This is a genomic window from Rhizobium aureum, assembly GCF_030182495.1.
Classification (GTDB): domain Bacteria; phylum Pseudomonadota; class Alphaproteobacteria; order Rhizobiales; family Rhizobiaceae; genus Rhizobium; species Rhizobium tropici_C.
Window position 1 is genome coordinate 19,311 of record NZ_JAQJCI010000009.1, and the last position, 19,837, is coordinate 39,147.

General features: G+C 61.6%; 15 protein-coding genes. 13 read left to right on the plus strand and 2 right to left on the minus strand.

Annotation, left to right across the window (positions count from 1 at the left end):
- Positions 1-10 precede the first annotated feature (10 nt).
- The gene (locus PH552_RS20365; protein WP_183762462.1) at positions 11-2,299 is read left to right on the plus strand and encodes a hybrid sensor histidine kinase/response regulator; all 2,289 of its coding nucleotides are present in this window, start codon (positions 11-13) and stop codon (positions 2,297-2,299) included.
- Between the two features lie 230 nt (positions 2,300-2,529).
- The gene (gene olsB, locus PH552_RS20370) at positions 2,530-3,408 is read left to right on the plus strand and encodes a l-ornithine N(alpha)-acyltransferase (protein ID WP_113249833.1); all 879 of its coding nucleotides are present in this window, start codon (positions 2,530-2,532) and stop codon (positions 3,406-3,408) included.
- A 6-nt stretch (positions 3,409-3,414) separates the two neighbouring features.
- On the opposite strand, the gene PH552_RS20375 is transcribed toward olsB, so the two are convergent.
- Positions 3,415-4,824 carry an adenylate/guanylate cyclase domain-containing protein gene (locus PH552_RS20375; RefSeq protein WP_112343649.1) on the minus strand — a complete coding sequence of 470 codons (1,410 nt, stop codon included), beginning with the start codon at positions 4,822-4,824 and terminating at the stop codon, positions 3,415-3,417.
- 67 nt (positions 4,825-4,891) lie between these two features.
- Entirely contained in the window at positions 4,892-7,180 is a 2,289-nt protein-coding gene (locus PH552_RS20380) for an NADP-dependent malic enzyme (RefSeq protein WP_183762465.1), read from the minus strand.
- Between the two features lie 197 nt (positions 7,181-7,377).
- Here PH552_RS20380 and mutS point away from each other — a divergent pair, with 197 nt between their 5' ends.
- The 11 genes from mutS to PH552_RS20435 all read left to right on the plus strand — a co-directional run bounded on the left by mutS (position 7,378) and on the right by PH552_RS20435 (position 19,836).
- Positions 7,378-10,035: a DNA mismatch repair protein MutS gene (gene mutS, locus PH552_RS20385; protein WP_210278849.1), complete on the plus strand. Its 2,658-nt coding sequence runs from the start codon at positions 7,378-7,380 to the stop codon at positions 10,033-10,035.
- Positions 10,036-10,063: 28 nt separating this feature from the next.
- On the plus strand, positions 10,064-10,357 hold the full coding sequence (locus PH552_RS20390; protein WP_169644336.1) for a hypothetical protein: 294 nt from the start codon (positions 10,064-10,066) through the stop codon (positions 10,355-10,357).
- Positions 10,358-10,506: 149 nt separating this feature from the next.
- A complete protein-coding gene (locus PH552_RS20395) occupies positions 10,507-13,422 on the plus strand; it encodes a [protein-PII] uridylyltransferase (RefSeq protein ID WP_112343653.1) in 2,916 nt (971 codons plus the stop codon).
- A complete protein-coding gene (gene murJ / locus PH552_RS20400) occupies positions 13,419-15,020 on the plus strand; it encodes a murein biosynthesis integral membrane protein MurJ (protein ID WP_112343654.1) in 1,602 nt (533 codons plus the stop codon). The genes PH552_RS20395 and murJ overlap by 4 nt, the downstream gene beginning before the upstream one ends.
- Positions 15,021-15,288: 268 nt before the next feature.
- Positions 15,289-15,681: a VOC family protein gene (locus PH552_RS20405; RefSeq protein ID WP_112343655.1), complete on the plus strand. Its 393-nt coding sequence runs from the start codon at positions 15,289-15,291 to the stop codon at positions 15,679-15,681.
- Positions 15,682-15,792: 111 nt separating this feature from the next.
- On the plus strand, positions 15,793-16,857 hold the full coding sequence (trpS, locus tag PH552_RS20410; protein WP_112343656.1) for a tryptophan--tRNA ligase: 1,065 nt from the start codon (positions 15,793-15,795) through the stop codon (positions 16,855-16,857).
- A 75-nt stretch (positions 16,858-16,932) separates the two neighbouring features.
- Positions 16,933-17,424: a universal stress protein gene (locus tag PH552_RS20415; RefSeq protein WP_112343657.1), complete on the plus strand. Its 492-nt coding sequence runs from the start codon at positions 16,933-16,935 to the stop codon at positions 17,422-17,424.
- Positions 17,425-17,540: 116 nt separating this feature from the next.
- Positions 17,541-18,107: a NifU family protein gene (locus tag PH552_RS20420; protein WP_112343658.1), complete on the plus strand. Its 567-nt coding sequence runs from the start codon at positions 17,541-17,543 to the stop codon at positions 18,105-18,107.
- Positions 18,108-18,131: 24 nt separating this feature from the next.
- Complete coding sequence (tsaB, locus tag PH552_RS20425) at positions 18,132-18,788, plus strand: tRNA (adenosine(37)-N6)-threonylcarbamoyltransferase complex dimerization subunit type 1 TsaB (RefSeq protein WP_112343659.1); 657 nt, start codon at positions 18,132-18,134, stop codon at positions 18,786-18,788.
- Between the two features lie 2 nt (positions 18,789-18,790).
- Positions 18,791-19,285: a GNAT family N-acetyltransferase gene (locus tag PH552_RS20430; protein ID WP_183762471.1), complete on the plus strand. Its 495-nt coding sequence runs from the start codon at positions 18,791-18,793 to the stop codon at positions 19,283-19,285.
- 122 nt (positions 19,286-19,407) lie between these two features.
- Positions 19,408-19,836 carry a Fur family transcriptional regulator gene (locus PH552_RS20435; protein ID WP_112343661.1) on the plus strand — a complete coding sequence of 143 codons (429 nt, stop codon included), beginning with the start codon at positions 19,408-19,410 and terminating at the stop codon, positions 19,834-19,836.
- The last annotated feature ends 1 nt before the right edge of the window (position 19,837 follow it).

Here is a 19,837-nt window from a genome sequence, read left to right on the forward strand (position 1 = left end):
GCCAGGTTGCATGAGCACTCTGGCAAATCTGCAGCAAAAGCTTGCCGCAGCCCAAATCCGCGGCCACACGGGACCGATCGAAGGAGCGGCCGAAACCGAGCCGCCGCCTGCGAAACCGATCCCATCATCCCAGGATGCGCTCCGCCAGCCGGCCTCGCCGGCAAAGGCGTGGTGGCTGGAAGGCCATTGGCTGAATGGCGGCGGCCTTCTGGCGGGCGCGGCCCTTCTTGCGATCGGCTTTGCCGGAGGTCCGCTGACGCTTGCAGGCGTTCTCGGTCTTGTTGCAATCGTGCTTGCCGCTGTCGGCATCTTCAATGCCCGCAACGCATCGCGCAAACCTGGAGTCATCCCAGCCGATTTCAGCGAAAGCGAGCACGACCGTCTTTGGGAACACAGGGAAAGCACCGGCCTGCTTGCTACCGTTCATGATGCGCTCGGCGACATCGCGGTCACGCGCAGCATCGATCGCCGGATTCTGCATGCCAACGCCACTTTCCGCAAACTGACCGGCAAGCCGCATCCGGAAGGCCTGACTCTGGAAGAAGCCGGTCTCTTATTCCGTGCCGTCACCGATGCAAAACATCAGGATGCCGAAATCGCCACGCCCGAAGGGCGGCGCGTCTTTGCCTGGCACGATGTCATGTTCCGCGATCCGGCGACGGGGCAATTGTGCATCCAGAGCATTGCGCGCGACGTGACGGAAGAGCGGCAGGCGGCTCGCCTGCGCGAGGATGCGCGGCTGAAGGCCGAATATAACAGCGCGGCCAAATCGCGGCTGCTCGCCACCGTCAGCCACGAGATCCGTACGCCGCTGTCGGGCATTCTCGGCATGAACCATCTGCTTGCCCAGACGCCGTTGACCTTGGAGCAGGCAAATTACCTGACGGGCATTCGCCAGTCGGGTCATGCGCTGGTGCAGCTGGTCGAAGACCTGCTGGATTTCTCCACGATCGAGGTCGGTCGCTTTCAATTGCATCCGCGCAAGGAGGCGTTGCGGCCTCTGCTGGAAGGCGTCATCGAGATGCTTGCCCATCGCGCTCATGAAAAGGGCATCGAAATCGCTGCGAGCGTTGCGGCCAAGGTCCCTGAGAGCATGGAATTCGATCCGGCCCGTCTGCGCCAGATCCTGTTCAATGTCATCGGCAACGCCGTGAAGTTCACCCAGACCGGCGGCGTGCTTGTCCGTGTCGATATCCGGGAACAGGATTTGACGATATCGGTGCGGGATAGCGGCCCCGGCATGACCGAGGAAGAACAGGCGCGTGTCTTCGGCGAGTTCGAACAGGCCGGCACGATCGTGGAAAAAAGCGCCGGCACCGGCCTGGGTCTGGCCATTTCCGCCCGCATCCTGCGCGAATTCGGCGGCAGGCTCAGCGTCGCCAGCGAACGCGGCAAGGGCAGCGAGTTCATCATTTCCTTTCCGGTCGGCCTGGATGCCGGGGAGAACGAACATGAGTGGCGCGACATCATGCTCAAGGGATCGCGTGTCCTGCTGCTGGCGCCGGAAGGGGCCGCAAGCGAGGCAATCACGCAAACCATCCGTACCCTTGGCGGCCATTGCCGGCTGATCTACGCCGGCGATATGGACGACCTGCTGCGCTCGTTCCCAATGGGCGAGGAGGGAGCGTGGACGGATCTCATCGTCGACCACCGCATGGCGCCCTGGTATTTCAGCGAGGGAACCGCGCTTGCCGTGCCCGGCCTGCGCAAGATCTTCCTGGTCAATCCGGAGGAGCGCAACACCCATCCGCTCGATCTCTTCGACGCCTGGCTCATCCGGCCGCTGCGCGAACAATCGCTCATCGATGTGCTGAGGGGTCGCATGCGAGGCATGGAAAAGCGCGATGCTTTCATCGAAGCGGTCTCCGAGATCGGCATCACGACGCCGGAGGCGGAGGACCGCACGCTCGATATCCTGCTTGGCGAAGATGATCCGGTCAATGCCATGCTGGTCAGGGCCATGCTCTCCAAGGCCGGCCACAGAGTCCGCCTCGTCGAGGATTTCGACGGTCTTCGCGTTCGCGTCGAAAACGCCGAAGCGCGGCCCGAGGTGCTGGTAACCGATCTCAACATGCCCGGAGGCTCGGGTGCCGCCGTGCTTGCGCAATTGCGGGCCTACGAGCGTCGGCACGGTTTGCCTCCACTTCCGATCGTCGTATTGACCGCAGACAGCCGCGACTCGGTCCGCCGTCAGGCTTTGCTGGCCGGGGCCGATGCCGTCATCGTCAAGCCGGTCGATCCCGAAAAGCTGACGGCAACGCTGCAGGGCCTGTCGAGGTCGGTTTTCGAACGCGCCTAGACATGAGCACCGATCTTCGGATGAAGGTTAAGGAAGCCGGCTCATCAATGCTCGATAGCGGCCGGCAATAAGGCTCAACCTATGGCAATTGCTGCTGCTAAGTTGGGGACGGTGCGTTCATTCGAAAATTGAAATGGGCACACTTCTTGCTTTTAGCAAAGCTGCGTGTCACTTTCCTGTCGCACGAATTTGGTTTATGGCGCTATATCGGCCCGTAGGGGAGAATCGCCATGTCCATCGAAATCTTGAATCGCGAAGCTCAGGGCGAAATGGTTCAGTCTTCAAAGGCAACGGTTGCACCAGTTGCCAGCGATGTGCTCGGACGCATCGGAAATCTAGAAACGCGCCTTGCCCGCACGGCGCGCGAAATCGATGCCGCTCAGGCCGTCCGCTACCGCGTTTTCGTCGAGGAGATGAACGCGCAACTGCCGGCTGAGGCCATGCGTCGCCAGCGTGATATCGACAATTGGGACGCCATTTGCGACCATCTTCTGGTTTTGGACCATTCGATCGAAGGCGACCCGGAAGACCAGATCGTCGGCACCTATCGTCTGTTGCGTCAGGAAGTGGCCATGGCCAATGGCGGCTTCTATTCCTCTTCGGAATTCGACATCGACACGCTGCTGGCCCGTCATCCGGACAAGCGCTTCATGGAGCTTGGCCGTTCCTGTGTGTTGCCGGCTTACCGGAACAAGCGCACGGTGGAATTGCTGTGGCAAGGCAATTGGGCCTATGCCCTGAAGCACGGTATGGGCGCGATGATCGGCTGCGCCTCTTTCCCGGGCATCCTGCCGGAGCAGCATGCGCTGGCCCTGTCCTTCCTCTATCACAATGTTGTCGCCAAGGACGAATGGACAGTCGGTGCCTTGCCGTCCCTTGCTCGCAACATGGACCTGATGCCTGTTGAAGCCGTCAATCCGAAAAAGGCGCTCATGGCGATGCCGCCGCTGATCAAGGGTTATCTGCGCCTTGGTGCTATGGTCGGATCGACCGCCGTTGTCGATCATGCCTTCAACACGACCGACGTGCTGATCGTCCTGCCGATCGCCAGCATCTCGGACCGCTACGTCAATTACTACGGCGCGGATGCCGGTCGCTTCGCAAGCTGACAGATCTCAAGGGATCACAAAAATATCGATCGCATCGGTGATGCCGCGAAGCGCGACATGATGCGATTGCGGTTTCAAGCCGCGTGTCGTCAGCAGTTCGGCGGCGCGGGCATTCTCCAGCACCGCACCCGTGGCAAATATCTCGCTCGATGTCGCCAGATGCTGCACGCGTGAGGCGATATTGACCGTTTGTCCGAAATAATCCTGCCGCTCGTTCAGGCTGACCGCGATGCATGGTCCCTCGTGGATGCCGATCTTCAGAAGAAGATCGTCGTTGCCGCGTTCCTCGTTGAGGCTGGACATGGCCTCGCGCATCCGCATTGCCGCAGCGAGCGCCCGGTCTGGCGTCGGGAAAGTGGCCATGACCGCGTCGCCGATGGTCTTGACGACCGCGCCGGCTTCCGCACCTACGATTTCATGCAGGATGCTGAAGTGTGTTTTGACCAGATCGAAGGCCGCAAGATCGCCAACCCGCTCATAGAGTTCCGTCGAACCACGAAGATCGGTGAAGAGAAAGGTGAGGCTCGCGATTTTCAGCCGCTGGTTGATGTCGATCGTATCGGTCCGGTATATGTCGCGGAAGGTCTGATTGGAGAGCAGCCGCTTGGCGGTCAGGAACGGCCGGCGTTGGCCGAGCAGGGTATGAAGTGCATCATTGGCGATGCACACGGACGGCAGGGTGCGCACTTCCGTATGGTTCTCTATGACGATGCGAAGCGGGCCCGGTCTAAGCTCGATCGTGTCGTGGTGCCGATGCATGCGATCGAAGACGAGCGATATGCTCTGCCGTTCCTTGGATGGTTCGCCCTTTACGTCGATGAACTGCGCGCTATGGGTAACCGGCTCGAAAACAATGACGAATTCGGCCGGCAGTTGCAGCGACAGGACAGCCTTTTCGCCCGCTGGCAGCTCCAAGGCTTCCAATAGGAATTCATCGACCTTTTCCTCATAGCCGTCATCGGGAAGATCGACGCCCGAACTCCAGTAGACCTGGCGGAAATATTCATGAGGCGGCAAATCATGCGGATTGTGGGCGTCGATATGGCGCAGCCGCGGACTGACGGTGAAGGTGACCTCGACCATCTCGTCGAGCGTCGGTTCGTAGCCGGCTGCACATAAGGTACAGCTATAGGTTTCGCTCTGGACCGACTTCAGCGATGTATTGGCATCCAGCACCCCGCCGCATCCCGGGCAAAGCACGTTCCAGGACATCTCGAACAGGCCAAGGCGCGCGGCGTGGAGAAAGGCACTGATGGTGTGTTCGTCGTCGAAGCCATGGTCGCCCGCGAAGGCGAGCGCATTCATGCGATTGAGCTTGCGGTCGGGCGCCTCGAGCACCATCCGCTCGATTGCGTCGACGATGTCAGGCCGCGCTGAATGGCGCAGCACTTCGAACAGGGGCTGAGCGTCAGTCATCCCCCATTCTACACCTAATTCCCAGGGCAGCCATCATCTTTGTTCGGCTGCCCTAGGAATGCAAGGGTCAGGCGCCGGCACCATAGGCCGCGATGGCGGCCATATTGACGATATCGGAATCCTTGGCTCCCATGGAAGTGATCTGCACCGGCTTGTCGAGGCCGACGAGCAGCGGCCCGATCACCGTGGAGCCGCCGAGTTCCTGCAGCATCTTGGTGGAGATCGCCGCAGAGTGGAAAGCGGGCATGACAAGCACGTTTGCCGGTCCGGAAAGCCGCGAGAAGGGATAGAGGCTTTCCATGAGCTTCCGGTCCAGCGCCACATCCGCCGCCATTTCGCCGTCGAATTCAAAATTGACGTATCGCTTGTCGAGAATATCAACCGCTTCACGCACCCGCTCGGAACGTTCGCCCGGCGGATGGCCGAAGGTGGAATAAGCGAGCATGGCAACGCGGGGTTCATAGCCCATGCGCCGTGCGAAACCGGCGGCTTCTTCAGCGATATCGGCCAGTTCTTCGGAGGTCGGCATGTCGTGCACGGCGGTATCGGCAACGAAGACGGTTCGGCCGCGAGCAAGCACGATCGATATGCCGATGACCCGGTGTCCCGGCTTGGCGTCGATGCAGCGGCGCACGTCTCCAAGCGCAGTCGAATAGTTGCGCGTCACGCCCGTTACCATGCCGTCGGCGTCTCCCAGCGCCACCATGCAGGCGGCGAAGTGATTGCGGTCGTTGTGGATCAGGCGGATGACGTCGCGATGCAGGTAGCCCTGGCGCTGCAGCCGGGCATAGAGATAGTCGATATAGGCGTCGCCCCGCTTCGAGATGCGCGCATTGACGATTTCGAGGCCGGGGCGATTGAGATCGATGCCGGCGCGTTCGGCGGTGGCCTCGATCAGATCCTCGCGGCCGAGCAGGATCGCCGTGCCGAGTCCCTGGTTGGCATAGGAGAGGGCGGCGCGCATGACCTGTTCTTCTTCCGCCTCGGCGAAGACAATGCGCTTCTGATGCCGGCGCACGCGCTCGTAGAGCTGGGCCAGCGTCGAGGCGATCGGATCGCGCCGGGCCGAGAGTTCGCGCGCATAGGCGGCCATATCCGATATTTCGCGGCGCGCGACGCCGCTTTCGATCGCGGCTTTCGCGACAGCCACCGGTATTGCCGAGATCAGGCGCGGGTCGAACGGCACCGGGATGATGTATTGCGCGCCGAAGCGCGGCCTTGCGCCCTGATAGGCGGCGACCACGTCGTCGGGCACGTCTTCGCGCGCCAGGCTCGCCAGCGCGTTGACGGCGGCGATCTTCATCTCGTCATTGATGGTGGTCGCGCGCACATCGAGCGCGCCCCGGAAGATATAGGGGAAACCGAGGACATTATTGACCTGGTTCGGATAGTCCGAGCGCCCCGTCGCCATGATGGCGTCGTCGCGGATGCGGGCGACTTCTTCCGGCGTGATTTCCGGATCGGGATTGGCCATGGCGAAGATGATCGGCTTGTCCGCCAGGGAGCGGATCATCTCTTCCGAGAAGGCATCCTTCTGCGACAGCCCGAACACCACATCGGCACCCTTCATCGCTTCCGCCAGCGTGCGCTTGTCGGTCTTGACGGCGTGTGCCGACTTCCACTGGTTCATGCCTTCGCTGCGGCCCTGGTAGATCACGCCCTTGGTGTCGCAGAGGACGATGTTCTCAGGGTTGAAGCCCATGGCCTTGATCAGCTCGATGCAGGCGATGGCGGCAGCGCCGGCGCCGTTGCAGACGAGCTTGGTGGTCTTGAGATCGCGGCCGGTCAGCTCGAGCGCGTTGATGAGCCCGGCGGCGGCGATGATCGCGGTACCGTGCTGGTCGTCATGGAACACGGGGATATCCATGAGCTCGCGCAGTCGCTGCTCGATGATGAAGCAGTCGGGTGCCTTGATATCTTCCAGATTGATGCCGCCGAAGGAGGGGCCGAGATAGCGCACGCAATTGATGAATTCGTCGACGTTCTCGGTGTCGATCTCGAGGTCGATCGAATCGACGTCGGCAAAGCGCTTGAAGAGGACCGATTTGCCCTCCATGACCGGCTTGGAGGCCAGAGCTCCGAGATTGCCGAGCCCCAGAATGGCCGTGCCGTTCGAGATGACGGCGACCATGTTGCCACGCGAGGTATAGTCGTAGGCCGTCGCCGGATCGGCGGCGATCGCCTTGACGGGAACGGCGACACCGGGCGAATAGGCAAGGGAAAGATCGCGTTGTGTCGCCATCGGCTTGGTCGGGTTGATCTCAAGCTTGCCGGGGCGGCCGTTCTTGTGGAAGTCCAGTGCTTCCTGATCGGTGATCCCCGTTCCCGGACGCGACTTGCTCTTGCTGTCAGCCATTGTTCCTCCAAACCTCCTGTGGGCGACCGGTCCCTCTTGTCCGATAGCTGTTGTCTTCTATAGCGGCGCGCGGATAGGGTGGCACCTCATTTTTTTGGAAAAACTGCACCTCCGTGAACGAACGTATTAACGCCAGCATCGATGCTTTCTCGGCCGCCGAGCTTGCCTCGGAGGAAAGCCGCGCCTCGGCCACTCCGATGATGGAGCAATATATCGAGATCAAAGCGAACAATCCCGGTTCGCTGTTGTTCTATCGCATGGGCGACTTCTACGAACTGTTCTTCGAAGATGCCGTCGATGCGTCGCGCGCGCTCGGCATCACGCTGACGAAGCGCGGCCAGCACATGGGGCAGGATATCCCGATGTGCGGCGTGCCGGTTCACGCCGCCGATGACTACCTGCAGAAGCTGATCGCGCTTGGTTTCCGTGTCGCCGTCTGCGAGCAGGTGGAAGATCCGGCGGAGGCTAAGAAGCGCGGCGGCAAATCGGTGGTGCGACGCGATGTCGTGCGTCTGGTGACGCCGGGCACGATTACCGAGGAAAAGCTGCTTTCGCCTTCGGAATCCAACTATCTGATGGCGCTCACCCGCATCCGCGGCGGCGCCGAGCCGCAGCTGGCGCTTGCCTGGATCGATATTTCGACAGGCGTCTTCCGCCTCGCCGAGACGGAAGCCTCAAGGCTGCTGGCCGACATCCTGCGCATCGATCCCAGAGAACTGATCCTGCCGGATACGATGTTCCATGATCCCGAGCTGAAGCCGGTTTTCGATATCCTCGGGCGGACCGCTGTACCGCAGCCCGCGGTGCTCTTCGACAGCGCCAGCGCCGAGGGACGGATCACACGTTACTTCGGCGTGTCGACGCTCGATGGTTTCGGCACGTTCAGCCGGGCAGAGCTTGCCGCCGCTGCCGCTGCCATCGCCTATGTCGAAAAGACCCAGCTTGCCGAGCGGCCGCCGCTGGGGCTGCCCGAGCGTGAAAGCGGCGCTTCGACGCTCTTCATCGATCCCGCCACCCGCGCCAATCTCGAACTGGTTCGCACGCTTTCCGGCGACCGCAACGGCTCGTTGTTGAAGGCGATCGACCGCACCGTGACCGGCGGTGGTGCCCGCCTTCTCGCCGAACGGCTGATGTCGCCGCTCACCGACCCCGCCCGCATCAATGAACGCCTGGATTCGATCGGCTTCCTGACCGAGGAGCCGTCGCTCTGCAGCGATCTGCGTTCGGCGTTGAAGCATGTGCCCGACATGCCGCGCGCGCTATCGCGCCTTGCGCTCGATCGCGGCGGCCCGCGCGATCTCTGGGCGATTCGTCAGGGGCTTGCGGCGGCGGCCGATCTCGCCCGTCTTCTCGGTGGCGCCTTGCTGCCGGAGGAGCTTGCCGCTGCATTGGCCGGGCTTAAAGCTTTGCCAGCCGATCTTGAAGCGATGCTCGCTGCCATGCTTGCCGAAGAACTGCCTCTGCTGAAGCGGGACGGCGGCTTCCTGAGGGAGGGGGCGAATGCCGAGCTGGACGAAGTGCGGGCATTGCGCGACCAGTCGCGCCGCGTCATCGCCGGCCTGCAGCTGCAATATGCCGAGGAGACCGGCATCAAGTCGCTGAAGATCAAGCACAATAATGTGCTCGGCTATTTTATCGAGGTCACCGCCGGCAATGCCGGTCCGATGACGGATACGAGCGAAGCCAAGGCGCGCTTCATCCATCGTCAGACCATGGCGAACGCCATGCGCTTTACGACGACCGAGCTTGCCGACCTCGAAAGCCGCATCGCCAACGCCGCCGACAAGGCGCTGGCGATCGAGCTCGAGGCTTTCGACCGCATGGTCGCGGCCGTGGTGGCTGCTGCCGAGGCGATCAAGGCCGGTGCCCGCGCGCTGTCGGTAATCGATGTCGCAGCCGGGCTTGCGCTGCTTGCCGAGGAGCAGGCCTATTGCCGGCCCGTCATCGATGGCAGCCGCATGTTCGCGATCGAAGGCGGCCGTCATCCGGTCGTCGAACAGGCACTGCGCCGTCAGGCCGGCGGTCCGTTCGTCGCCAACAATTGCGATCTCTCGCCGAAAGCCGACGGCAAGGATGGCGCCATCTGGCTCCTGACCGGCCCGAACATGGGCGGTAAGTCCACCTTCCTGCGCCAGAATGCTTTGATCGCCATTCTCGCGCAGATGGGCTCCTTCGTACCCGCCGCTTCGGCCCATATCGGCATTGTTGACCGGCTCTTCTCGCGCGTCGGCGCTTCCGACGATCTGGCACGGGGACGTTCGACCTTCATGGTCGAAATGGTCGAGACGGCTGCGATCCTCAACCAGGCGACGGAACGCTCCCTCGTCATCCTCGACGAGATCGGTCGCGGCACCGCGACCTTCGACGGTCTCTCGATCGCCTGGGCCGCAGTCGAGCATCTGCATGAAGCCAACCGATGCCGCGGCCTCTTCGCCACCCATTTCCATGAGCTGACCGTGCTATCCGAGAAGCTCGGCCGGCTTTCCAATGCCACCATGCGCGTCAAGGAATGGGATGGCGACGTCATCTTCCTGCATGAGGTCGGACCGGGAGCTGCCGATCGCTCCTATGGCATTCAGGTCGCGCGTCTCGCCGGCCTGCCGGCTTCCGTGGTGGCGCGCGCCCGTGATGTCCTGACGCGGCTCGAAGATGCTGACCGCAAGAATCCGGCAAGCCAGCTTATCGATGATCTGCCTCTCTTCCAGGTGGCCGTCCGCCGGGAGGAAGCCGTTGGCCGGCGCGAGCCGTCCAAGGTCGAGGAACGGCTGAAAATGCTGGATCTGGACGATCTGACGCCGCGCGCCGCTCTGGATGTGCTCTATGAACTGAAGAAAACGCTTACCAAAAGCAGCTGACCGCAGGCGATATTCCAAGGGCAATATGATGTATCTCGAAGTTCTTCTCGCCGAAGTCCGCATTCTGGGCGAGCGCTTCTCTCCGATCGCCGCGCGCGGCAAGATCTGTGGCGAGGGGGAGCCCCCGGACTGCGAATCCGATCGCGGCCTGCTTGACATCACTCTGTCCTGCAGCCGCATTTCCGACATCTGCTCGAAGATCGCCAAGGCCGGTTATTGGGAATGCGAGCGCGAAATGGTGACGCAGATCGGCGCCCAGTCGCGCAACATATTATATAGTTTGAACGAGCTCAGGCGGGTGATCGAGCCGGCAAGGCCCTAAAACTGCCGGCTTCTGCGTCGATTGCCGTCACGCTTCGTCAACGTCGGCCTGGTAGACATCATAGGGATCGTCGATTCCATGCAATCTACCCTCGAGAGACGCGGGCGTAGAATGCCTTTGTCAATCACCGGCCAAAGGGGCTATAGCGCATGCAGACGAGAAGACAGGCGCACCGGCAACGGGCCGCTGTCAGTGAACAGAAAGCCGATCGGCACAGCATGGAAACGCATCATATCGATTTTTCGACCATTCTCGATGTCTCCGCGCTAAGGGCGGAATGCGAGGCTCTCGCCAAACGCGGCCTGGACAAGAATGAGGAGCGCTCCGCTCTCCTGGCGCTGTTGAAAAAGGCGAGCCAGGAAGGCCGCGAGTCGGCGCGTCGGTTGCTGATTGAGGAAGGCGGCGGCCTCGATTGCGCGCACCGGATTTCCTGGCTGCAGGACCAGATCATCACCATTCTCTACGACTTCACCGTCCGTCACGTCTATCCGAAGCAGGCGGGTGCCTTCTCCGTGACGGCGGTCGGCGGCTATGGCCGCGATACGCTGGCGCCGGGATCCGATATAGATCTTCTCTTCCTCTTCCAGCCGAAGCCTGAGAGCGACACGCACAAGGCGGTCGAATTCATCCTCTATATGCTCTGGGACATGGGCTTCAAGGTCGGCCACGCCACGCGCACGGTCGAGGAGTGCATCCGAGAGGCCAAATCCGACATGACGGTGCGCACGGCCATTCTCGAGACCCGCTATATTTGCGGCAATGCGCCGCTCGCCAAGGAATTGGAGGCGCGCTTCGATAAGGAAATCGTCACCAATACCGGTCCGGAATTCATCGCCGCCAAGCTCGCCGAACGCGACGTACGTCATCGCAAGGCCGGCGACACCCGCTATCTGGTCGAGCCCAACGTCAAGGAAGGCAAAGGCGGCCTGCGCGACCTGCACACGCTGTTCTGGATCTCGAAATATTATTACCACGTCCGCGATCCCGCCGAACTGGTGAAGCTCGGCGTGCTTTCGAAGCAGGAATATCGCCTCTTCCAGAAGGCAGAGGACTTCCTTTGGGCCGTGCGCTGCCACATGCATTTCCTGACGGGCAAGGCGGAAGAGCGGCTTTCCTTCGATATCCAGCGCGATATCGCAGAAGCCCTCGGCTACAATGCCCGCCCCGGCCTTTCGGCGGTCGAGCGTTTCATGAAGCACTATTTCCTCGTCGCCAAGGATGTCGGCGATCTCACCCGCATCCTCTGTGCCGCACTTGAAGACCAGCAGGCGAAAGCCACCCCCGGGCTCACCGGCGTCATCAGCCGCTTTGCCAACCGTTCGCGCAAGATCGCCGGCACCGTCGAATTCGTCGAGGATCGCGGCCGCATCGCGCTTGCCAATCCCGACGTCTTCAAGCGCGATCCGGTCAGCCTCATCCGGCTGTTCTTCGTTGCCGACATCAATGGCCTGGAATTCCATCCGGATGCGCTGAAACGCGTCACGCGGTCGCTGAACCTGATCGACAACGATCTGCGGGAGAACGAGGAGGCGAACCGGCTGTTCCTCTCCATCCTCACCTCGAAGCGCGATCCAGCTCTGATCCTGCGCCGCATGAACGAGGCCGGCGTGCTCGGCCGCTTCATTCCGGAATTCGGCAAGATCGTCTCGATGATGCAGTTCAACATGTATCACCACTATACAGTGGACGAGCATCTGATCCGCGCCGTCGAGGTGCTGTCGGAGATCGACAAGGGCAAGGCCGAGGATATCCATCCGCTGACCAACAAGCTGATGCCCAATATCGAGGATCGCGATGCGCTCTATGTCGCCGTCCTGTTGCACGACATCGCCAAGGGCCGCGAGGAGGACCACTCGGAAGCCGGCGCCGCGGTTGCACGCAAGCTCTGCCCACGCTTCGGCCTTTCGCCGAAGCAGACGGAGCTGGTGGTCTGGCTGATTGCCGAGCATCTGACCATGTCGATGGTCGCCCAGACGCGCGACCTGACCGACCGCAAGACCATCATCGATTTCGCCGACCGGGTGCAGTCGCTCGACCGGCTGAAGATGCTACTGATCCTCACCGTCTGCGACATCCGCGCCGTCGGCCCCGGCGTCTGGAACGGCTGGAAGGGCCAGCTGCTGCGCACGCTCTATTACGAGACCGAACTGCTGTTGGCGGGCGGCTTCTCCGAAGTGTCGCGCAAGGAGCGGGCCGAGGCGGCCGCCGAAGCGCTGGGACAGGCCCTTTCGGATTGGAGCCAGAAGGATCGCAAGGCTTACGTTAAGCTGCACTACCAGCCCTATCTGCTGTCCGTGCCGCTGGAGGACCAGGTCCGCCACACGCAGTTCATTCGCCAGTCGGACAAGGCGGACAAGGTGCTTGCCACTATGGTGCGCACCGACAGCTTCCACGCCATCACCGAGATCACCGTTCTATCGCCCGACCATCCGCGTCTGTTGACCGTGATTGCCGGCGCCTGTGCCGCGGCCGGCGCCAATATCGCGGACGCGCAGATCTTCACGACATCGGATGGCCGCGCGCTCGACACCATCCATGTCAGCCGCGAATTTCCCGACGACGCCGACGAGCTGCGGCGTGCCGCCACCATCGGCAAGATGATCGAGGATGTTCTGGCCGGCCGCAAGCGGCTGCCTGAGGTCATCGCAACCCGGACGAAGAACCGCCGCAAGAACAAGGCTTTCGTCATCCCGCCGTCGGTGATCATCACCAACAGCCTCTCCAACAAGTTCACGGTCATCGAAGTCGAATGCCTCGATCGCCCCGGCTTGCTGTCGGAAATCACGGCCGTCCTTTCGGACCTGTCGCTCGATATCCAGTCGGCCCGCATCACCACTTTCGGCGAAAAGGTCATCGACACCTTCTATGTCACCGATCTGGTCGGGCAGAAGATTTCCAACGAGAACAAGCGAGCCTATATCACCGCGCGCCTGAAGGCGGTCATGGCCGGCGAGGAGGATGAGATGCGCGAGCGCATGCCTTCAGGCATCATCGCGCCCGCCGCCACCCGTGGCGTCGCCGTCGAAAAGTCAGACACTGAGAAGAAAGCCGGTTCCGCCGCATGAGCCTCGTCAAGAAATTCATCACGGTCGGTGGCGCGACGCTTGGCAGCCGCATCTTCGGCTTCGCCCGCGAAACGCTGATGGCCGCTGCTCTCGGCACCGGCCCGATGGCAGACGTCTTCTACGCCGCCTTCCGCTTTCCGAACCTCTTCCGCCGTCTGTTTGCCGAAGGCGCCTTCAACGCCGCCTTCGTGCCGCTCTTTGCCAAGGAAATCGAGGCGAATGGCATCGACGGCGCCAAGCGCTTCTCGGAAGAAGTGTTCGGCGTTCTCTTCTCGGTCCTGCTGCTGATCACCATCGTCATGGAACTGGCCATGCCGCTCCTGGTGCGTTGGGTCATCGCGCCTGGTTTCGCCGACGATGCCGAGAAATTCGACCTGACGGTCCGGTTGGCGGCCGTGATGTTCCCCTATCTCATGTCGATGTCGCTGACGGCGATGATGAGCGGCATGCTGAATTCGCTGCATCATTTCTTCGCCGCGGCCGTGGCTCCGATCTTCCTGAACCTGGTGATGATCAGCGCGCTGTTCTACGCGATCTATTTCGGCGCCGATCCGCTGACCACCGCATGGTATCTGTCCTGGTCGGTGCTGGTGGCAGGCGTGCTGCAGCTGGCCGTCGTCTATATAGGCGTGCGTCATGCCGGCATCAGTATCGGCCTGCGCTTTCCGCGCTTCACACCCAATGTCAAGCGGCTCCTGCTTCTTGCGATCCCAGCAGCCATCACCGGCGGCGTCACTCAGATCAATCTGGTGATCGGCCAGGCGATCGCCTCGGGCAAGGAAGGCGCGATCGCTGCCCTGCAATATGCAGACCGCATCTACCAGCTGCCGCTCGGCGTCGTCGGCGTCGCGGTCGGAATCGTGCTTTTGCCGGAATTGGCGCGTTCGCTGAAGTCGGGCCATATCAAGGAAGCCGCCAATATCCAGAATCGCTCGATCGAATTCGTGCTGTTCCTGACCCTGCCGGCTGCTGTCGCCCTGTGGCTGCTCTCCGACGATATCATCCGCGTGCTTTACGAGCGCGGCGCCTTTAACGCGAACAATACAACGCTGGTCGGCTCCATCCTCGCCATCTTCGGCTTGGGTCTGCCGGCTTTCGTGCTGATCAAGGCCTTGCAGCCCGGCTTTTATGCCCGAGAAGATACAAAATCGCCGATGCGCTACACGGCGGTCGCGGTCGCCGTCAATTCGGCGCTGTCCATCCTGCTTTTCCCGGTGCTGGCCGAACGCGGCATTGCGCTCGCCGAAGCGGTTGCCGGATGGCTGAACGCTGTACAGCTCTTCGTTACGCTCTATCGCCGCGGGCATCTCGTCTGGGAATGGTCGCTGGTGCGACGCACCGCCATGCTGCTCGTCTCCTCCGCCGTCATGGGTGGCGTCATCCTATATTTATCTCATCGGTGGGAGCCGCTTCTGGGGTCCGGCTCGACGCTGCTCACCAAGACCGGCGTCCTGGGTTTGCTCATATTGATTGCGATGGCAGTGTATTTCATTGTCGCCTTCCTGATCGGCGGCGTGGATTTGGGCATGGTGCGCCGCAATTTGAAGCGCAAGCGGGCGAAGCCAGCGCCGGATGCCGAGGTGGTGAACGGGGAGTAGACAGCGACGCCGGCTGTCGCGCGAGCTGAGATCGCGTAACCCCCCTCTGTCGCTGCCGCGACATCTCCCCCACAAGGGGGAGATTGTTGGGAGTTTGCCGCGCCCTTTGTAAACCAGTAGGCCCACCCCTATGAGCACGTTAATGATTAGATATGAGTAGGTGCCACACGCTACCGATCTCCCCCCTTGTGGGGGAGATGTCCCGATAGGGACAGAGGGGGTGCGCACCCTCCACATATGCGCAGTTTATTTTGTTCGCGGAGCCCCTATGCCTCAATCCCTCTTCCTCGTCACCCTCGTTGTCGACGATTACGATCGTGCCAAGACCTTCTATTGCGATGCCCTCGGCTTCGATTGCCTGCAGGACGAGGTGCAGCCGGAGGGCAAGCGCTGGATCGTCGTGAGGCCGAAAGGCGGGGAAGGGGCCGCGCTCCTACTCGCCCAGGCCGCCAGCGATAGCCAGCGCACCGCGATCGGCAACCAGACCGGCGGCCGCGTCGGCTTCTTTCTCAAGACCGATGATTTCGCTCGCGATCATGCCGCGATGAAAGCAAAGGGCGTGCGTTTTTTGGAGGAACCGCGCCATGAGGTCTATGGCACCGTGGCAGTCTTCGCCGATCCCTATGGCAACACCTGGGATCTGATCCAGCATTCTTCCTGATGCAGCCTCATATAGCCTCTTGATCCCAACCTGTCCGCCGTGCATAAGCCGCTCGAAACCAAGGGTCGAGCGCCGCTCGCCCAGGCCCTCCACAAGCCTTTTGAGGACGACATGACCGAATTTAAGCCGCTCGTATTCTCCGGCGTCCAGCCCACCGGCAATCTCCATCTCGGCAACTATCTCGGCGCAATCCGCAAGTTCGTGGCCCTGCAGGAAAACAACGACTGCATCTACTGCGTCGTCGACATGCATGCGCTGACGGCGCAGCTCGTTCATGAGGACATGCCGAACCAGACGCGTTCGATCACCGCGGCCTTCCTTGCCGCCGGCATCGATCCGGAAAAGCACATCGTCTTCAATCAGTCGGCCGTGCCCGGCCATGCCGAGCTTGCCTGGATCTTCAACTGCGTCGCCCGCATCGGCTGGATGAACCGCATGACGCAGTTCAAGGACAAGGCCGGCAAGGATCGCGAGCAGGCTTCGCTCGGCCTTTACGCCTATCCGAGCCTGATGGCCGCCGACATTCTGCTCTATCGCGCCACCCATGTTCCGGTCGGCGACGACCAGAAGCAGCATCTGGAGCTGACCCGCGACATCGCCATGAAGTTCAATCTGGACTACATGGAGCATATCCGCCGCACGGGCTATGGCATCGACATCACCGTCGGCGACGAGCCGGTGCATGCCTATTTCCCGATGGTCGAGCCGCTGATCGATGGCCCGGCGCCGCGCGTCATGTCGCTGCGCGACGGTACGAAGAAGATGTCGAAATCCGACGCCTCGGACCTTTCGCGCATCAACCTGCTCGATGACGAGGAAAACATCTCGAAGAAGATCCGCAAGGCCAAGACCGATCCGGATGGCTTGCCGAGCGAAACCGCCGGTCTTGCCGGCCGCCCCGAGGCTGACAATCTGGTCGGCATCTATGCGGCTCTTGCCGATAAGTCGAAAGCTGAGGTTCTATCCGAGTTCGGCGGCCAGCAGTTCTCCGTCTTCAAGCCGGCGCTGGTCGATCTGGCCGTGCATGTGCTTTCGCCGATTACGATGGAAATGCGCCGCCTCATGGCCGATCCCGGCCATATCGACGCGGTGCTCCGCGATGGCAGCGCCCGTGCTCGTGCCCGCGCCGACGTGACCATGAAGCAGATTCGCGACATTATCGGCTTTCTCTATTGATGTTGTCGTAATAGAGGGCTCCCGTTACGAAACGGGGACTTGCAAAACATCGCCTTCGGGTGTCAGAGTCGGCCTATGGTTTCAAAACGTCTCTCACGGCTCGAAGGTCATCGCCGCAAGTTCATGGCGGTCATCGATGGCACGCCCGAATGCCAGCGTGCCGTTCACTATGCCGGACGGCGCGCCAAGAATTCCAATGGCGGCCTCGTGCTGCTTTATGTGATCCCCGAGGGCGATTTCCAGCAATGGCTTGGCGTCGAGGAGATCATGCGGGCGGAAGCGCGCGAGGAGGCCGAGTCGGCGACCGCAAAGGCAGCGCAGACCGTCCGCGAAAATATCGGCATCGATCCCGAGATCGTCATTCGCGAGGGATCGGCCGCAGAGCAGATCAATGCGGTGATCGAGGATGACCGGGACATCGCGCTTCTCGTGCTTGCCGCAGGTTCGGCGAAGGAGGGACCTGGCCCGCTGGTCTCGTCGATCGCCGGTCGTGCCGCTGCCTTTCCGATCCCGGTGACGGTGCTTCCGGATACGCTGAGCAACGAGGAAATCGACGCGCTGAGTTGATCGCGTGTGTCATTTCTTGAGAAACACTCTCTTGAATAGAATGGCCAAAAGGCCTATTTTCTTTTGAAATATTCTAAAGTCGGGACAGGGTTTTCGCCCGCCGCATGGAGATCAAGATGTTCATTCAGACCGAAGCGACGCCGAACCCCGCGACCCTCAAGTTCCTGCCGGGCAAAGTGGTGATGGAAAGCGGCACGGCCGAGTTCCGCAGCGCCGAAGAAGCCGAAGCTTCGCCGCTCGCTGGCCGCCTCTTCGAAATCCCGGGCGTGATCGGCGTTTATTTCGGCTATGACTTCATTTCCGTCTCCAAGGAAAATCAGGAATGGCAGCATCTGAAGCCCGCCATCCTCGGTTCGATCATGGAGCATTTCATGTCCGGCAAGCCGGTCATGGGCTCGGCGTCTGTGCTGTCCGAAGTGCAGGATGCCGGCGGTGAATTCTTCGACGAGGGCGACGAGGCGATCGTGCTGACCATCAAGGAACTGCTGGATACGCGCGTGCGCCCGGCCGTTGCCCAGGATGGCGGCGATATCACCTTCCGCGGCTTCCGCGATGGCAAGGTCTACCTAAACATGAAGGGCTCGTGCTCGGGCTGCCCGTCTTCCACGGCAACGCTGAAGCATGGCGTGCAGAACCTGCTGCGCCATTTCGTCCCGGAAGTGCAGGAAGTCGAAGCCGTCTAATCCCGGCCTAACGGAAAAATTGACATGATCGTACTGGCGCTCGACACGGCAGGTGTGGATTGCGCTGCCGCTGTGTATGATAGCGGCAGTGATTCTGTGATGGGGGAGGTCACGGAAACGATCGGACGAGGCCATGCCGAGCATCTGATGCACGTTGTCGACGAGGCGCTGGCGAAAGCCGGTACGGCGCTTTCGGCGATCGAGCGTGTCGTCGTGACCGTTGGCCCCGGTTCCTTCACCGGCATCCGCATCGGCGTTGCAGCCGCACGCGGTTTTGCACTTTCCCTCAATGTTCCGGCAATCGGCGTCACGACCCTCGAGGTCATGGCGGCGACTGCCAGAGCGCAGAATCCGGGCAAGTCGGTTCTGGCTGCCATCGATGCCAAGCGCGAGGAGATCTATCTCCAAAGCTTCGCTGCCGATGGCAACCCGCTGGACGAGGCTCGGGCCGTGACGATCGACGAAGCGCGGGCAATCGCCGGCGCATTCGATGGCATGGTCACCGGAACGGCCGTCGCCCGGTTGAGCGACGCGCCGCCGGCGGAGCGGCCAGACGCATTTCCGATTGCCACCGTCGCCCGGCTGGGCGCTGGCAAGCCTGCCGGCGAAAAGCCGAAGCCGCTTTATCTTCGCGGACCCGATGCCAGACCGCAGGCCGGATACGCAATTGCCAGGCAATAGACATGCTCGAATCCTACCTGACCTTGAAAGCCGAATACGAAATCGTCCCGATGGAGCCGAAGGATTGCGCCGAGGTGGCGCTTCTGCATGGCGAGCGGTTCCCGCGGGTCTGGGACGAGAGTGAATTTCAGAGCCTCCTTGGGCAGGAAACGACCTTCGGCTTCGTCGCCCGCCAGACCAATGCCATCCTGAAGAAGGCGCTTCCCGGCTTCGTGCTGGCGCGGCATGTTGCGGGGGAGGGCGAAATCCTGACGATCGCCGTCAACGCCAAGCTCGGACGCTCCGGTCTCGGCTGGAGGCTGATGCAGGCCGCTCTTCGCGAGGCCCGTAGCCGTGGCGGCGAAACCATGTTCCTGGAGGTCGACGGCGGCAATCAGCCGGCGCTCGGCCTCTACCGCAAGCTCGGTTTCGAGACCGTCGGCGAGCGCAAGGCCTATTATGTCGGCGAAGACGGCCAGAAGTCGACGGCGCTTGTCATGCGCCGCGTTCTTCGCTAGAGCATTTTGCAGCCAGGTGGCATCATCTGGCGTCGCACAAATGCGGCAAAACAAATAGATAGAGCGGCAATTCGGCGCTCTGGCCCCTTGTCACAGTCCCAGCAGACCGAAGACAGCGATTGATGGAAGACGCCGTAAAATCCCTGGAGGAGCTTTGCGCCGAGCGCGGCATGCGCATGACGGAGCAGCGACGGATCATTGCGCGCATCATCGAGAGCTCCGGGGATCACCCCGATGTCGAAGAGTTATACCGGCGGTCGGTCGAGGTGGATGCGAAAATCTCGATCTCGACGGTCTATCGCACCGTCAAATTGTTCGAAGATGCCGGCCTTCTCGCCCGCCACGATTTTCGCGATGGGCGGTCCCGTTACGAAACCGTGCCGGAAGAGCATCATGATCACCTCATCGATCTGAAGAGCGGCAAGGTGATCGAATTCCATTCGCCGGAGATCGAGGCATTGCAGGAGCGCATTGCCCGCGAACACGGCTTCAAACTCGTCGACCACCGGCTGGAGCTTTACGGCATCCCGCTGAAGAAGGACGAAGGTTGAC

Excerpts from the sequence above, each read along its gene's own strand:
- tsaB (WP_112343659.1), top strand. The coding sequence starts at position 18,132 with ATGATCGTACTGGCGCTCGACACGGCAGGTGTGGATTGCGCTGCCGCT.
- PH552_RS20365 (WP_183762462.1), top strand. The coding sequence starts at position 11 with ATGAGCACTCTGGCAAATCTGCAGCAAAAGCTTGCCGCAGCCCAAATC.
- PH552_RS20420 (WP_112343658.1), top strand. The coding sequence starts at position 17,541 with ATGTTCATTCAGACCGAAGCGACGCCGAACCCCGCGACCCTCAAGTTC.
- PH552_RS20380 (WP_183762465.1), bottom strand. The coding sequence starts at position 7,180 with ATGGCTGACAGCAAGAGCAAGTCGCGTCCGGGAACGGGGATCACCGAT.
- PH552_RS20375 (WP_112343649.1), bottom strand. The coding sequence starts at position 4,824 with ATGACTGACGCTCAGCCCCTGTTCGAAGTGCTGCGCCATTCAGCGCGG.
- PH552_RS20405 (WP_112343655.1), top strand. The coding sequence starts at position 15,289 with ATGCCTCAATCCCTCTTCCTCGTCACCCTCGTTGTCGACGATTACGAT.
- PH552_RS20435 (WP_112343661.1), top strand. The coding sequence starts at position 19,408 with ATGGAAGACGCCGTAAAATCCCTGGAGGAGCTTTGCGCCGAGCGCGGC.
- murJ (WP_112343654.1), top strand. The coding sequence starts at position 13,419 with ATGAGCCTCGTCAAGAAATTCATCACGGTCGGTGGCGCGACGCTTGGC.
- PH552_RS20390 (WP_169644336.1), top strand. The coding sequence starts at position 10,064 with ATGTATCTCGAAGTTCTTCTCGCCGAAGTCCGCATTCTGGGCGAGCGC.
- trpS (WP_112343656.1), top strand. The coding sequence starts at position 15,793 with ATGACCGAATTTAAGCCGCTCGTATTCTCCGGCGTCCAGCCCACCGGC.
- PH552_RS20430 (WP_183762471.1), top strand. The coding sequence starts at position 18,791 with ATGCTCGAATCCTACCTGACCTTGAAAGCCGAATACGAAATCGTCCCG.
- mutS (WP_210278849.1), top strand. The coding sequence starts at position 7,378 with ATGATGGAGCAATATATCGAGATCAAAGCGAACAATCCCGGTTCGCTG.
- PH552_RS20395 (WP_112343653.1), top strand. The coding sequence starts at position 10,507 with ATGCAGACGAGAAGACAGGCGCACCGGCAACGGGCCGCTGTCAGTGAA.
- PH552_RS20415 (WP_112343657.1), top strand. The coding sequence starts at position 16,933 with ATGGTTTCAAAACGTCTCTCACGGCTCGAAGGTCATCGCCGCAAGTTC.
- olsB (WP_113249833.1), top strand. The coding sequence starts at position 2,530 with ATGTCCATCGAAATCTTGAATCGCGAAGCTCAGGGCGAAATGGTTCAG.